The following is a 15054-nucleotide window of genomic DNA, read 5'->3' as shown; positions in this document are numbered from 1 at the left end:
GTTATATGGCAAAGAAAATCGAAGTTCTCGGTGCAGGTTGTCCAAAGTGTAAACAAACTATCAAAATCATGGAAATGGCAGTTCAAGAACTTGGAATCGATGCAGTTATCGAAAAAGTCCAAGACATCAACGAAATCATCTCCAGAGGAATAGTCGCAACTCCAGCGGTGGCAATTGATGGAAAAGTAGTATTGAGTGGAAAGATACCAACGTTGGATGAAGCAAAGGCATTGTTAAGTAAATAAAAAATTGCTTGATAATCAAAAAAGCTGAGCGGAAAGTTACCCTGCTCAGCTTTTTTACATTATTACTCACATTACTCGCTTTCCGAAAAACGCAAAGATAATTTTTTTGAAAATAAAAATACCTGCTATTTGATTGAAAAAACAGAAACACGCAATTCAAATACTGCTACTTTCTTCTTCTATTAAGCTCTTTTATAACATCTTCAAGTGTTACATCCATATCAACCATTAAAACGGTTAGATGATAAATTAAATCGGCAATCTCCCAAATCGCATTTTCCTTATCGTTCATTAAATATCCTGTGATTACTTCAACTGCCTCCTCGCCAAATTTTTTTGCGATTTTAGACTTTCCTTCAACAAAAAGCTTAGCTGTATAAGAACCTTCTGGCAAATTATTCTTCCTTTCAAGAACAGTTTTATACAAAACAGACCAGGCCTGCAAGTTTTCTTGAGTCATAGAGGTTTTTTGTTCGTGTTCTAAAAAAATATCCGGTTTGAATGAAGAAGTGGCACTAATAAATTCACTTTTAAAAAAGCAACTTCTGTTGCCTGTATGACAAGCCACTTTGTCATCTGGAAAATTTACGATGTAAAGATAAGCATCCTCGTCGCAATCCTTTCTTATCTCAACAACCTTCATTATATTACCTGAAGTCTCTCCTTTTTTCCAAATTTTTCTTCTTTCTCTTGAAAAAAAGTGAGCGTAACCTGTGCTCTTAGTTAGTTCAATAGCCTCATTATTTGCATAAGCCAGCATCAAAACCTCTCCACTTTTTGCTTCCTGAACGATAACTGGAAAAAGTAGCATAGATTCACCTCCAATTAACACCATCAAATCCTTACATATACACCTTTTTCCCTCAAGTATTTCTTAAGTTCGATAGGAGAAATTTCACCAAAATGAAAGATAGAAGCAGCGAGTGCTGCGTCGATACCGATATTAAAAACTTCCAAAAAATCAGAAAAATTTCCTGCGCCACCTGAAGCGATAATTGGTATATCCAACACATCCCGAGCTAAGCTTAACATTTCCAAATCGTACCCAAACTTTGTTCCATCTCTGTCAATGCTTGTAAGTAGAACCTCGCCAGCCCCCCGCTCTTGAACCTCAAATAACCAATCTTTTAGCCTAAGTCCAGTATTTTTCTTACCAGAATGCGAAAAGACAATGAACTCTCCAGAGCACCTCTTAGCATCAACAGCGACAACAACAGCCTGTCTACCGAATTTATTTGCTATTTTTGTTATCAAATCTGGGTTTTCAATAGCAGCCGTATTTATCGAAACCTTATCGGCACCATTTGTGATAAGCTCAGCAGCAATTTCATAACTGTTTATGCCTCCTCCCACTGTGAAAGGAATATCCAATTGCTCCGCCACTTTGGTAACCAGTTCGGCAACGATCTTTCGCTTTTCAATCGAAGCAGTTACATCAAGAAACACAAGCTCATCGATGCAAAGTTCACTATAAAATTTTGCAAGCTCGACGAGCTCTCCACTATGTCTAAGTCCTTCAAAATTCACACCTTTAACTACAACTCCATCCTTCACGTCGAGACAAGCAATAATTCTTTTAGCTAACATACTTTTTCATCACCTCTTTGCTCAAATAACCATCCAAAAAAGACCTTCCGACTATGACTCCAGCAAAGACCCCGTTAGTCTCTTTGTAAAGCGTTTTTGCATTTTCAAGAACTTTTTCAGACGATACACCACCGGCAGCGTAAATTTTCAAACCACTTTTCACAGCAAGCTTTTTAGTCAAACCGAAGTCTCTTTCTTGCATTGTGCCATCATATTCAACACAAGTGTGAATCAATTCAGTAAGACCATACGATTTCAATTCCAAGAGAAACGAGAGCACATCTCGGTCATCTTGTTTCATCCAGCCATTGTATTGCATTAACCCATTCCTTGTGTCCAGGCTAAAGATTGGTGTTACACCCATATTAATCAAATTGGCAATAGCCTTAGGCTTTTCAATCAACATCGAGCTAAAAATCTGTCTTTTAAATCCCATCTCCAAAAGCTCTTTCGAATACTCCAAACTTCTTATTCCACCTCCAAGCTGGACATGACAGGAGTAATCAGCCAGTTCCACCAAAAGTTCTCTATTCACATCGCTATTGTCAATTGCCATAGATAAGTCAACAATATGCACAAGTGGAAATCCATCCTTTATAAGTTCAGAAACTAAGTCTTTTAGATGAAACTTATAAACTATCATATTTTGCTTACTTCCGTTAACCATTCGTACTACTCTTTGGTTGTATAAATCTACTGCTGGGATAACGAGCATCGAATCACCTCTTGTAGAAGTTTATTACCTATGTGCGAACTTTTTTCCGGATGAAATTGAAAACCAATAGTTTTATTATGCATTACGGCTGATGGAAATACCTCACCATCATACTCCGTCGTTGCCAAAACTATCTCGTCTTTACACACTGCCCTGTATGAATGAACAAAGTAATAAAATCCTCTTGGAAAATTGTTTTTAAAATCCACAACGTTCCAACCTACATGTGGAAGTCTTCTACTTGATAACCTAACCACTTCACCCTCCAAAAGCCCAAGTCCTACGCTTCCATGTGCTTCCTCGCTTCTTTCAAAAAGTAGTTGCATACCAAGACAAACTCCAATAATTAATTTTTCATTGGAGGCGTGCATTTGAACATATTTATCGAGTCTGCTATCTCTAATTCTTCTCATACCCTCTTCGAAATGTCCAACTCCTGGCAAGAACAGTATGTCGTACAATTCATTGGTCGGTTCGTACACCAAATCTATCAGAGCGCTAAACTTTCCTATTTCAACAGCTCGTATTACACCTCTGTAAAGGTTCATAATATTACCTGGTCCGACAGCGATGATACCAATCCTTAGTTCCTTAGCTTTCAATCTATCATCCCCTTTGTACTCAAAAATTGCGAAGGTTGAACTGCCTTTCTGATTGCTAAACCAAAAGCTTTAAAACAGGCTTCGATGACATGGTGCTCGTTTCTACCGGAAAACTTAACGAAGTGAACTGTAATTTTTGCGTTATTTGAGAATCCTTTCATGAATTCTTCGAATGCTTCAGTTGGAAAATCCTCAATATATGCACCTATAAACTCGAAATTTTTAAAAAAGAACGGTCTACCTGAAAGGTCTACATAAGCGCCAACGAGCGCTTCATCCATCGGAACTGTTGCCTCTCCAAATCTTGTAATCTTAGAATAGTCAACCGCTTTTTTAAAAACCTTACCTAAAACTATTCCAACATCTTCGATTAAGTGGTGCGCAATACCATCTAAAGACTCACAGACCTCAAGCTTTAAGCCTAACCCAGAGTACGTTGAAAAAGTTGAGAGCATATGGTCCAAAAACCTCACGCCAGTACTTCCTTCTAAGAAGCTACCAGATGTTGATAGACTGATTTTAACTTTTGTTTCCTTTGTTATCCTCTCTTCGACAAATAAATCAACAGGTTCTATTTTACTCATTAAAATCACCTCTCCACTTTTCCAACTCAGCGAGGACGAGATCGTTTTCTTTTCTCGAACCAACAGTAATTCTTATCCCTTCATCAAAATAACGAACAGCAATACCCTTTGAAATAAACCGCACTTTAATATCTTCAATCTCCTCCTTTTTCAAAAAGATAAAAATGAAATTCCCCTTGGAATCTGTAACATTGAATCCAAGCTGCTTTGCTTTATCTAATACACGTTCTCTTTCCGTGATTATGTAATCAATACGCCTTTCGAAAAGTTCCAAATTATCAAGTGCAGCCTTTGCTAGTAACTGAGAGATATAATTAAGGTTATAAGGCAAGCGTACTCTGTTGTAAGCTTCAATAAACTTCTCATTTGAGATAACGTAACCAATTCTCTGGGCAGCTAAGGAAAAGGCCTTCGAAAAAGTTCTAACAACAGCTAAATTCTCATACCTTTTTATCAAATCAACGTACGTAACCTTGGAAAACTCATAGTAGGCTTCATCAAGGACAAGAAAGGCTTTCGATTTTAAAATACGCTCAATATCCTCGACAGGAAAGATATGACCAGTTGGATTATTCGGATTGGGGACGAATACAACATCGCCTTCTTTGAAATTAAAATTTGGAATCCTAAAATTATCTTCGAGCGGTATTTCTACATACTGTACACCGAGAGCCCTCGAAAAGATTTTGTAACAGCTATACGTTGGAGTAAAAAAAATAGCGCGTTCGAACATCGATAAAATAACGTATATAATTTCATCCGCACCGTTACCAACCGATATATTCCTTTCGTAAATCCCATCAATACCGACATACGTGCTTAATTTTTTCAAAAATTCCGCATCAGGTGAATCATAGTAGATACGAAAGTTATCTAAATCGATACTTTTAAACACATCTATCAAAATCTCTTCTGGAAACGGAAATGGATTTTCATTGAGTGCCAAATAAATTTCCGCACGTTCTTCACTTTTATATTCAACAGTTCTGGAAAACACATTTTCTAAAACCCTCACAAATTATCCCTCCTAATATCTACAGCCTTAGCGTGCGCTTCAAATCCCTCCCACCTTGCCATCTTTGAATAAATTTTACTTTTCTCAAAAAACTCTGCTTTCGAAAAATAAGTAATAAAGACCCTTTTAACAAAATCAGACACTCTTAATCCAGATGAGAAACGCGCACTACTATAAGTAGGAAGCACATGGTTCGGACCGGCGCCATAATCTCCAACACTTTCGCAGGTATACTTCCCCATAAAAACGGAACCTGCGTTTTTTACCTTTCCAATTAATTCAAAAGGATTTTCAACGAGCAATTCCAAATGCTCTGGTGCGATAACATTAGAAATCTCTAAAGCCATTTGTATGCTCTCAACCAACATGACAATCCCATTTTTCTTCAAAGACATCTTGACGGTTTCTCTTCTTTCAGGCGTTAATTCCTTAAGTTGACGCTCAATCTCACTATCTATTTCCTCAAAATACACCTTGGAGGTTGTTATCAAAACTGACATAGCATTTTCATCATGTTCGGACTGAGAAAGGAAATCAGCGACTACAAAATTCAATGTCACACTCTCGTCAGCTATTATCACCAATTCACTTGGACCTGCCACAGAATCGATACCTACGTCCCCAAAGACAATCTTTTTAGCCAGGGAAACGAATACCCCACCAGGTCCCACAATCTTATCTACTCTCTTAATTGATTCCGTTCCATACGCAAGGGCAGCAATAGCATGTGCACCGCCCATTTTATAAATTTCTCTAATTCCCAACATTTTAGCCACAGAAATTACATAGTCAGAAACTTTTCCACGTTCATCCGGTGGAGTAACTACAACTATTCTCTCGACTCCAGCAATGATAGCAGGAACAGCACACATTATGAGCGTTGAAAAATAGCTCGCCTTCCCACCTGGAACATAAATTCCAACACTCTCAAGCGGGACAACCAATTCTCCCAAAATACTTCCATTATGTGTTGCGTAAAACATAGAATTCTCCTTTTGACGTTCGTGAAAATTCATAACATCCTTAATAACTACTGACACACTTTGCTCAAAATCATCATCCACCATAATTTCTTCGAATTCTTCAGGCTTAACGCGAATATCTTCGAGCTTTAAAGGAAATTTCTCAAACCTGCTTACAAACTCACTCAGAGCTTTATCTCCTTCGTGCTTGACCTTATTTACAATATCTTGAACTCTCTTTTCAAAAGCCACAAAAGATTGCTGTCGGGTATTTAAAAATTGCTCAACATCTCTTATTGAAGGATTAACCAACTTAGCTAACCTTAACATCATCAATCCCCCTTTTCAACCTTTCTAAGAAGTTCATTATTTCAGCCCTTTTAGTTCTATAACTAACAGGATTCAACACAACGTGTAATCGAATTAACAATATTTCCTCAAGCACCTTCAACCGATTCTCCCGAAGTGTACGACCTGTCTGAGTAATATCGACTATAAAATCAGCTAAACCTACAATAGGAGCGAGCTCCACAGAACCTTTTAATGTAACAATTCTACACTTCCAACCTTTTGACTCACAAAACCTCTGGGTTATATGTGGAAACTTCGTAGCTATCGATACCTCTCCAGAGGGAATCTCCTTATCTTCTGGTCCAGCAAAAACCATCTTGCTTAACTCAGAAGGTAAATAGAAAGGCTGTAATAGCTCTACACCAGTTTCAACTAAAACATCTGTTCCACAAAAACCGATGTCCGCTGCACCTTGCAAAAGATACGTTGGCACATCGAAAGGTCTAACAAGAAAACCGACCAACTCTTGTGAACGATAAATTATAGATGTTTTCTCGTTGAACACATAACCAGCTCTTTCCAAATAGCTATTAACTTCTTCTTCGAGTCTGCCCTTAGGAATAGCTAATCTCAGCATCGTCTCACCTCCTCAAATATACAACCACCAACACCCTTTTCGCCATTCACTGTATACTGACCACCAGCAGCAACTACTTTTGAAAGACTAACATCGTAAATCGTAAATACGAGACCCGAGTAATGCTCCTCTGTTCTTGCAAGTGAAAGGTCTATCTCTATCCTCAAGTCCTGAAATTTGTTAGAAATTCTCGATATTACTTTGTACAGGTCGCTTTTAACTTTCTCAGGAACATTTATGTTTGCAATCTTCTCTTTTTCCCTGTCATACATACTATTTTCAATAACAGCTTTAATCTTTGAAAAGTCTATCTTTTCAAACTTCTCAACTTGTGAAAGAAACTCAACCTCTGCAAGATTCTTTGAATTTAGAATTCTAAGAATCTTATCATGAATCTCTTCAGGAATATCTCTTAACAAATACTCATACACATCTGTGTGCCCGAGTTCTAAAATGAAGGGACCATCGTAAATTTCATACAAACTAAAGAATAAAAGTTCGACTATTTCAACAAAATCCTCCACCGCATCACTGGGAATAACTTCCAGTCCCAACTGATATTCGGCGTACAAATCATCGCCAACATACCTGTAAACAAAACCTGAATACCAAAACTTAGAAAGCTTTTTTATGCTATACTCCTTTCTAAACTCGATAACAGACTTTGTGAAATCACTTTGCAGAGTATAAAGTTTCCCTTTCCTATCCATTAAGAAATTACCAAACTTAGTGTTTTCATTAACCGATTTTAAAGCTGTAAAAACAATCTCATCATAACCTTTTTCTACAACCCGTTCGTAGAACTTTATCAAATTACTAAAAACCAAAGCTCTCACCTCCAGCATTTCGTGAAAAATACAAATAAAAAAAGGGCCACGTTTTCTTAAACGTGGCCCTTGCGGTCGAGTTTAGCTTAACTCCAATAGCTAAACTCCCGGAGGATAAACCGCCGGGCCTTTATTGTGATGATGGAGTTTTGAAATTAAATTAAAATAGCCGGAGAAATCAGAAAGTTTCATTAGGATACACCTCTGGAAAACATCTTTTCTCATATTATATCCAGACAGTAAGAAAAAGTCAATATGCATCTGATTCATATATCCCCCATTTTTTCAAAAGCTCCTTAGCAACCTTTTCTCCTTCTTCTGTCATGATACCAGACTTTGAACGATTTGAAGTATGAATCAACCCTTCTTCAACTAATTCATCTATAACACCAAAGTTATACCCCTTCCAGAATCTTCTTACTTCAAATCCGAAGTTCTTTTCTTTCCAAGAAGTTAAATACATAAGCATGAGAGTCATCTCTTTAACAGCTTCTTCAACATTTCTAGACACAAGTATCACCTCCAACAAATTCAATATCGTCCTATCACTCAAAATTATACCAAACCAAAGCCCGAACAATAATATGTTTTTTCGCCATTTGAAAACAAGCAAATAACTGAGCATAGCCTGACAACTTTTTCAAAAAATCATTTTGTTATGGAAACTAAATTCAAATTCCAGTAATTGGTATTTCCCTTTTTAGGTTCGTTAAAAAGAAACAAAAAAACAAAAATTGATATTGGTTTTGGAATAAAAAAATGTTATAATATTCATTAGCCAAAAGCCTTTTTTCTTTTGTCATTTCCGACAAAAGGAATTTTGGTTTTTTTCAGCGTCTAATAAGCCAAAGGAATATTACATACATATGCTAAAATCGTAACATTAATAGACACTACCTAAACTGCAAAAGGGGGCTTCTTTATGAAAAAAGATGAAGTTCTTGTAAGAATCATTAACTCGCTTAATGTTCTCAACAAACTCTCTAAGAACATTACAGAACACGAACTATTTGACAACATCACAGAACGAAGGGAAAAACTTAGAAAAATTGACGAACTCACAAAAAAACTTGAGAGATACAAACTCAAACTTGAAAGAGACGAAATAGAAATTGCCTTCATGGGGCAAGAAAAAGTGGGGAAGAGTGCGTTCATTAATGCTTTCATCAAGAAAAATATTCTACCCTCAGCCCAGGAAAGAGCCACTTATACAGTAACAGAATTAAGGTATGCAGAAAAAGGAAAAGTAGTAGTTGAATTCTACACAGAAGAGGAATTTCTTAAGGAAGTGTTTAGACCACTTCTGAGAGAAATAGGATACCCTAAGCCTGATGAACAAGACCTTTACAGTGTCTCAGTAGACGACTTAGAGAAACATTTTGAAAGTTTAAAAGAAAAGAATAAAGCTTTGTACAACGAACATATTAATCGCGGAAAGAATGACCTACTTGATATGTTGAATGCACGCCAGACATTAAAAACATTATTTGCAACTGGGCGAATTGAATTTCCTGAAGATAGATTAGAAGACTACAAGCCATATATAACAGACAGGTACAAAAGCCGTGGAGTTAGGTCTGTAACAATCTATTCTGAGCGATTGGAAGATATCCCCAACGTTGTAGTATACGACCTTCCTGGATTTGATTCTCCCACATTCTCACATTCTAAGTTCACCATTGATAAGGTGAAAGATGCAGACGCTGTTGTTATGCTACGTTTAGATGACCCAAGCTTCAAGGGACCTGAAGTTGAGATTATAAAAGCCACAAGAGAAGATGATGGCGTTGAATTGAAAGAAAAACTTTTCTTCTTCATTAACAAGATAGATAGGATACATACAATTGATGAGTTTAATATAAGACTTGAGAAATTTAAGAATGAACTAATCGCAAATGGATTAGATGTAGGAGAAGAGCGTATCTTCTGTGGTTCGGCATTAGCCGTTCTTTATGCATGTGGAGAAGATAAATCAGAAGAAGCTCGAATAGCATACGATAAAATTAAAAGCACGTACGGAGACAAATTTATCAACTCTATAGACGAGATATATCACAGCCTTGTCAATTACGCCAACACCGAGCGCTCAAAAATTCTTGAGAGACGAATTAACGCTATAATTGAAGAAACAAAGAAATTTATCGATGATGTCCTGCAAACTATAAATGTAAAAGCAGAAGAACTTGATGTTTTTAACTTTGTCACTGACACTGTCTTAGAGGTGCGAAGAGAAGCATATGAAAAAATCAAAACTGGACTTGAGGAGTACATCAATCGAGAAAAGAAACAGCTTGATGAGAAGAAACCATTAAGTACAAAACTGAAACAGCATGTTCAAACTGAAATCAAAAACCTTTCTCAAGAAGAAATTGAGCAGATTAAACAAAGCATAGAAGCACGTTCTTCATCATCTCACGAACAGCCAGAGGCACTTAACAAAGAATGGCGAATGGAATTACTTAAAAGGACAAGAGAAAAGTTTTCTGGTTCGTTTAAAACAATAATAAAAATTGAGACTGACAGAATAGAAGATGACTTAACAACTCTCTTCGTCGAAGCTCTGAAACCTGATGAGGAATCCGTTAAACCCGAACTCAAGAACAAAGCGAAAGAATTCATTCACGAAAAGATGGGACCTTTATTCGAGGAATCGGCAATAGAACTTTTGGTTGACAGATTCTCACAACACATAATAGAACTAATGATGACTCCTCTTGGTGTGGATAGGTATAATAAATTCAAAGATGTCGAAAAAGAAGTTTTCAGCTTATTTGTGTTCCATAAAGGTGTCAACCTTTCCAAATCTGAAACCTTAAAGTTAGCTGTATTCAATGTTTTAGTGCAAGAACCAACCATAGATGCTGTAAGACCGAAGTTTGAAGAGATATTAAAAGACAAAAATCTCACAGAACAACTTTTCAAACATCTTGAAGAAACTTTTGTATTTGTTCCGTATGACTATATGCTAAGGGAAATTGAAAAATACAAAAGTTTCTTTGAAGAGCATGGTGTAAAGTTCGATGACTTAAAATCGATTTCAAACAAGATATATGATTACATTTCAGCGGCTGAAGAGGGCGACATGCTAAAAGTTTTGCTTAACGAAAGAAGAGCTCAGAACTATGAAGATGTGAAAAACGAAATAGAAAACGACATTGCAAATCTCAAAGATGTTCTCCAACAATGTGTTGTATCGGCAATAAATCCTGAGGACGCATTGAAAAATCAATTAACCAAGTATGTAAACATACTAATAGCTAAGATTGATGGTAAGGACTTTGATAAGTTTATTAAGGAAAACATAAAATTAATCAGACAGCGAAGTCTTTCCGAAGCAAAGAAAATAGAAACTCGCAAAATAAGACTCGAAGAAATTATCAGCGACCTGCAAGACTTAAAAGCTGAGCTGGATGGTAGATTAAAATTCTCCAAATGATTATAAAAAAACGTAAAACAATTATTAAGGGGTGATATTATGGACCATAAAAAAGTGAAAGAGGCACTTATTACAAATGACAAAAGCGAGTTAAAACAAAACCTCGAATTAGATAGAATCATCGTTTGGGCTGGTAAAGAACCCCTATACTCTGTTATCGAACAAGCAAAAGACTTGCCACTGCACAAGAAACTAACACTTCGGGCTTGCAAAGAAGTTGAATACACAGAGGAGGCAATATTCAAAACTGCTGGTTATTCTAAGGTAGCAAAAAGGCTTTCAGATATACTTTCTGAAAAACCAGTTTTGGATGAAAATGACCGAATACTAATCAGAGGTTCGGCTTTAAATGAAGTATTTGAGACAATACAACAATTAATAAATTTGAGTTATATAGCCGACGTCTACACAACTGAAGAAGAAAAAAAGAGAATGACCTTGGAGAAAATGCTAAATAGATATGAGGACTTAAGCCAAGAATTAAAAGATTTCATTGAACACATTCGCAATTTGAAAAATGAAAAAGAAAACGAAAAATTCAATGACAGAATAGATGCCATATTAAAAAACGCTGAAAAAACTGAAGAATCACTTGAAATGTTCAAAAGTGATAATGTTATAAAAATCGCGGTGTTCGCAACAAAAAAGTCCGGAAAGAGCATGTTGGTTAATGCCTTATTAGGTGAAGAATACGCACCAACAAGCCTTGAACTTGCCACTCCTAACATAATTATATACAAGCCCAACAAAAGTAAAACTATCTTCTTAGAATACAAAGGTGAAAGAAAAGAATTTTTAAACGCAAGCGAACTCAAAACATATATCAAATCAGAATTTGAAAAACACAACCTAAAAGGAACTGCGCTCGACGATATGGTGATCTACTATCCGGAAAAAGAAGGAATCAACTACGAAATTTGGGACACACCAGGTCCGGACCTTGCTGGCTCTGAGCACAAAGCATTAACAGAAAGAGCAATAAAAGAAACAGACGTGGCTATATTCATCGTGGACTATTCAAAATATGCTCAGCAAAGTGAAGTTGATATTCTAAATGAAATAAGAGATATCTTTACTCATCAGGACAAAAAGTACTCGCTTATAGGTGTTATAAACAAAATAGACTTGATGTTCCAAGATGCAAACGTAGAGCACAGTATTGTCAAAATTTCTGACTTTATGTTTGAAAAATTTAAAGAGCTTGGTTTTCAACAATTTATGGTAATTCCAACAACAGCTATGATGTATTTCTATTTAAATGAAATATCAAAGATGTTCCCGGAAATAAAAAACCAAGAGGATGCTAGGAAGTATATTGATAACATACTTGATGAAAAATTCGACCAGTTGAGCAGTGAAATGAAAACCTATCTCACAACTGTTTTAAATTACTCGAACAGTTTGAGAAATGTATTTGGCAGGGAGAAAAAATTGACATTTGATGAGTTAATCAGATTAACAAACTTTTCGATGGTTATAAAATATATAACCTACATCTTCGAAAACAAAGCTCAGGTAGAAAAAGAGTATTCATATGCGAAAACAATCTCCACAACGTCAACGACAATATTTAACGAGCTCAATTCATCAAAAGTGCTATTGGCTGAAGAACTTGACAGAATAATAGAGGCAATAAGAGAGTTTGAGTCTGAAACAAGTAACATTGGTGAGGAGTTCAGTAAACTAGTCGGAGATAAGAAATCCGAATTTTCGAAAGAATTGAAGGAAACGAAAGAAGAACTCATAAAGAAAATCAAACTATCGGTTGACGATGCTACAAAGAGAAAATGGGAAGCGATAAGAAATGAGTTTTGGAATTGGTTCAACCGTGTTGTTAATGGTGAGGAAGAGTCTACAGTCTTTGAACCAACCCTTGATTTCTCAGACTTGGAAAATATTATAAGTAATAACCTCGAAACTACTAAAAATGATATAGCCGAGTCTGTGAAAAAGATCAATTTAGCGCTCAACGAAACAATAAGCAAAGACTATGAAAAATTCAAACAAGCAGTAGACAGTTTAAACAAAGAGTTGTCAGATATCCTTTGCAACCAAAATGAAGAGAATGCACTTTTAGAAGTTCCTAACATTGATTTAACACTTAACATCGAAGTTTTGTTACAACAATTCATTGAGCAAATACCAGATGTTCAATACCAAAAAGTAGATATTACTGGTGACCTTGAAATGAAGAATCCGATTGTATTGATTGGAATAAAGATATTAAAGGAATTTTCAAAAATGTTTGGTAAAAATCTGAAGATTGAAGAATATCGTTACAACCCACAAACTATCGTAGAAAAACTGATGGCCTTTTACGAACAAGTCGAAGAACAATTCGATAATTATGTCAAACAAATCGAAGAAAATTTGACAGACTTAGTTAATAACATATACAAAGAATTTGAAAATGTGCTAAACTCTCAAGTATTACAAATAGATGACTTCTACAAATCAGTATCGGAAGTTCTGAAGAATCGTAAACAAGATGTGGAATTAGAAAAAAGTGAAAGAGAAGCTCTTGTTTCACTTTACGAAGAAATTCTAAGAAGATTTGAACACTTGAAAAAAACCTTAGACTTTATCTTTTCAGATTAATCAGGAGGTAATAAGATGCTCCTCAACAATCTTTACAACGACTGTTTAGTCAACGAAAAAGGAAGAACCATTTTAAAAAAACTCTGCGACCTTGTTGGAGCTTACGAACTAAAAAAATCTATAGAGGACATAACTTCTCAGAGTTCCAAGACGGAGAGCTACGAACTATCGAAAACTCTTAGTTCACTTGTCAAAACAAAAATAGAGAAAATCTTGGGAAATTATAACCTTATCACATTCCTAATAGAACTCATAGACATTTCCATTCCAGGTTTAGGTGAACAAATAAGATTGGTTACAAATGACGAGGTAGAGCTGTCTTATGCTGCTAAAAATCTCGAATACCATGGAAAATTGAGAAAAAACTTTCAAAACATTAGAAGCCAAAAAACGGGCGATTCAAAAATTATTCGAAAAGGTTTTATTGATTTCGTAAATAGCAAATCAGATGAAGAACTCAGGGAATTACTTGATTTAATACTTACAAATGGTGAACTCTACCGTCTGTTCGTTGAAGAAATTATAGACGAGACAGGAGAACAATATAAAAAGCGCTATGAAAAAATCAAAGAGGTGATCAATAGAGTTATTTCAACTCCAGCACAAGAGTCCAAAAATGGTACAAAACAAAACCATAACAAAAAAATGAGTACAAAACAGAAAAAATCTAACCTCTTTAAAGTAATGTTGATTATCTTACTTTTCACCATCATCGTCATAATTATTGCGATTTCTTTGACAAAAAACAAAAGTGCTTCACCCCAAAGCCAATTGTCTGGTACTACGACAATAGACACGCCTACTGAAACAGCTACACCTGTCAAAACCTCGGTTGAAGCGACAGACTTAAAACAGGAAAAACTTGGCGACCAAAAAGCTCCAGAAAAGGTAATTCCAACAACTATAAATTCAACAAATACACAAAATAATGTTAATAAGATTCCTTTAACACAAGAACAAGCATCTGCAACCAATTACACTACAAAATCAACCCAAAATACTGACAGCAAACAAACAACTCCAACAATTTTAGATACAAACACCGGTTCGAGAAAATAGAAAATGACAAATCGATTGATAGATAAAGTGCACTTTTGTCTACAAGTATTTAGATTATCGTATAGAATGACTTATGAGGGGGACTGCATATGGAAAATAAGATGACAAATTTAGTCATCACTTCAAGTAAAAAGGAACTAAAGCGTGCTCTTGAACTGGGACAACCTTGCATTTGGAGAGGAAAAGAAGAACTACACAACGTTCTTGAGGAGCTTTCTGATGATATACCACAAGAAATGAAAATCAAAATGCGAGTTTGCAGAGAAGTTGACTCTGGAAAAAGTGCCACATTTTCCACAAATTCTTTTGAAAAAGAAGTTAGGTCTCTTTCAGAACTTGTCAAGTTAAAAGATTCTTTCGACATATCAGATTCCTTGATTTTCACCGAAGACACCCCTCCAGAAATTGTTTTCGACACCATCCAACAATTGTTGAACCTCGGTGTCTTCATCGATGTCAAAACAGCCGATTTAGTAAGAAAGAGCAGAATTTTATC

Annotated in this window: 15 protein-coding genes; 5 read left to right on the top strand and 10 right to left on the bottom strand. The window is 35.9% G+C overall.

Going from position 1 to position 15054, the window contains the following annotated elements; all coding sequences use genetic code 11:
- Positions 1–5: 5 nt before the first annotated feature.
- A complete protein-coding gene (locus tag AC3M61_RS07675) occupies positions 6–245 on the top strand; it encodes a thioredoxin family protein (RefSeq protein WP_500780286.1) in 240 nt (79 codons plus the stop codon).
- A gap of 166 nt (positions 246–411) precedes the next feature.
- On the opposite strand, the gene hisIE is transcribed toward AC3M61_RS07675, so the two are convergent.
- The 10 genes from hisIE to AC3M61_RS07625 all read right to left on the bottom strand — a co-directional run bounded on the left by hisIE (position 412) and on the right by AC3M61_RS07625 (position 7976).
- Positions 412–1056: a bifunctional phosphoribosyl-AMP cyclohydrolase/phosphoribosyl-ATP diphosphatase HisIE gene (gene hisIE / locus AC3M61_RS07670; RefSeq protein WP_500780285.1), complete on the bottom strand. Its 645-nt coding sequence runs from the start codon at positions 1054–1056 to the stop codon at positions 412–414.
- A 23-nt stretch (positions 1057–1079) separates the two neighbouring features.
- The gene (gene hisF, locus AC3M61_RS07665) at positions 1080–1832 is read right to left on the bottom strand and encodes an imidazole glycerol phosphate synthase subunit HisF (protein ID WP_500780284.1); all 753 of its coding nucleotides are present in this window, start codon (positions 1830–1832) and stop codon (positions 1080–1082) included.
- On the bottom strand, positions 1822–2547 hold the full coding sequence (locus AC3M61_RS07660; RefSeq protein ID WP_500780283.1) for a HisA/HisF-related TIM barrel protein: 726 nt from the start codon (positions 2545–2547) through the stop codon (positions 1822–1824). The genes hisF and AC3M61_RS07660 overlap by 11 nt, the downstream gene beginning before the upstream one ends.
- On the bottom strand, positions 2526–3149 hold the full coding sequence (gene hisH, locus AC3M61_RS07655) for an imidazole glycerol phosphate synthase subunit HisH (RefSeq protein ID WP_500780282.1): 624 nt from the start codon (positions 3147–3149) through the stop codon (positions 2526–2528). The genes AC3M61_RS07660 and hisH overlap by 22 nt, the downstream gene beginning before the upstream one ends.
- Positions 3146–3733 carry an imidazoleglycerol-phosphate dehydratase HisB gene (gene hisB, locus AC3M61_RS07650; protein ID WP_500780281.1) on the bottom strand — a complete coding sequence of 196 codons (588 nt, stop codon included), beginning with the start codon at positions 3731–3733 and terminating at the stop codon, positions 3146–3148. The genes hisH and hisB overlap by 4 nt, the downstream gene beginning before the upstream one ends.
- Positions 3726–4748, bottom strand: a complete 1023-nt coding sequence (locus AC3M61_RS07645; RefSeq protein ID WP_500780280.1) for a pyridoxal phosphate-dependent aminotransferase — start codon at positions 4746–4748, stop codon at positions 3726–3728. The genes hisB and AC3M61_RS07645 overlap by 8 nt, the downstream gene beginning before the upstream one ends.
- Entirely contained in the window at positions 4745–6040 is a 1296-nt protein-coding gene (gene hisD / locus AC3M61_RS07640; protein ID WP_500780279.1) for a histidinol dehydrogenase, read from the bottom strand. Before hisD ends, AC3M61_RS07645 begins: the two co-directional genes overlap by 4 nt.
- A complete protein-coding gene (hisG, locus tag AC3M61_RS07635; protein ID WP_500780278.1) occupies positions 6024–6638 on the bottom strand; it encodes an ATP phosphoribosyltransferase in 615 nt (204 codons plus the stop codon). Before hisG ends, hisD begins: the two co-directional genes overlap by 17 nt.
- Complete coding sequence (locus tag AC3M61_RS07630; protein ID WP_500780277.1) at positions 6632–7465, bottom strand: ATP phosphoribosyltransferase regulatory subunit; 834 nt, start codon at positions 7463–7465, stop codon at positions 6632–6634. Before AC3M61_RS07630 ends, hisG begins: the two co-directional genes overlap by 7 nt.
- A gap of 250 nt (positions 7466–7715) precedes the next feature.
- Positions 7716–7976, bottom strand: coding sequence for a DUF6429 family protein (locus AC3M61_RS07625; RefSeq protein WP_500780276.1), 261 nt, complete (start codon positions 7974–7976; stop codon positions 7716–7718).
- A 411-nt stretch (positions 7977–8387) separates the two neighbouring features.
- On the opposite strand from AC3M61_RS07625, the gene AC3M61_RS07620 reads away from it, so the two are divergent.
- From AC3M61_RS07620 to AC3M61_RS07605, 4 genes are all read left to right on the top strand, one after another.
- Positions 8388–10901, top strand: a complete 2514-nt coding sequence (locus tag AC3M61_RS07620) for a dynamin family protein (protein WP_500780275.1) — start codon at positions 8388–8390, stop codon at positions 10899–10901.
- A 39-nt stretch (positions 10902–10940) separates the two neighbouring features.
- Complete coding sequence (locus AC3M61_RS07615; RefSeq protein ID WP_500780274.1) at positions 10941–13499, top strand: dynamin family protein; 2559 nt, start codon at positions 10941–10943, stop codon at positions 13497–13499.
- A 15-nt stretch (positions 13500–13514) separates the two neighbouring features.
- A complete protein-coding gene (locus AC3M61_RS07610; RefSeq protein ID WP_500780273.1) occupies positions 13515–14558 on the top strand; it encodes a hypothetical protein in 1044 nt (347 codons plus the stop codon).
- Positions 14559–14647: 89 nt separating this feature from the next.
- Positions 14648–15054: hypothetical protein (locus AC3M61_RS07605; protein ID WP_500780272.1), on the top strand; the 407-nt coding region annotated here is incomplete at its 3' end.

This window comes from Fervidobacterium sp. (assembly GCF_059913585.1).
The sequence above is the reverse complement of the archived record's forward strand: the minus strand, read 5'-3'. Positions and strand labels throughout refer to the sequence as shown.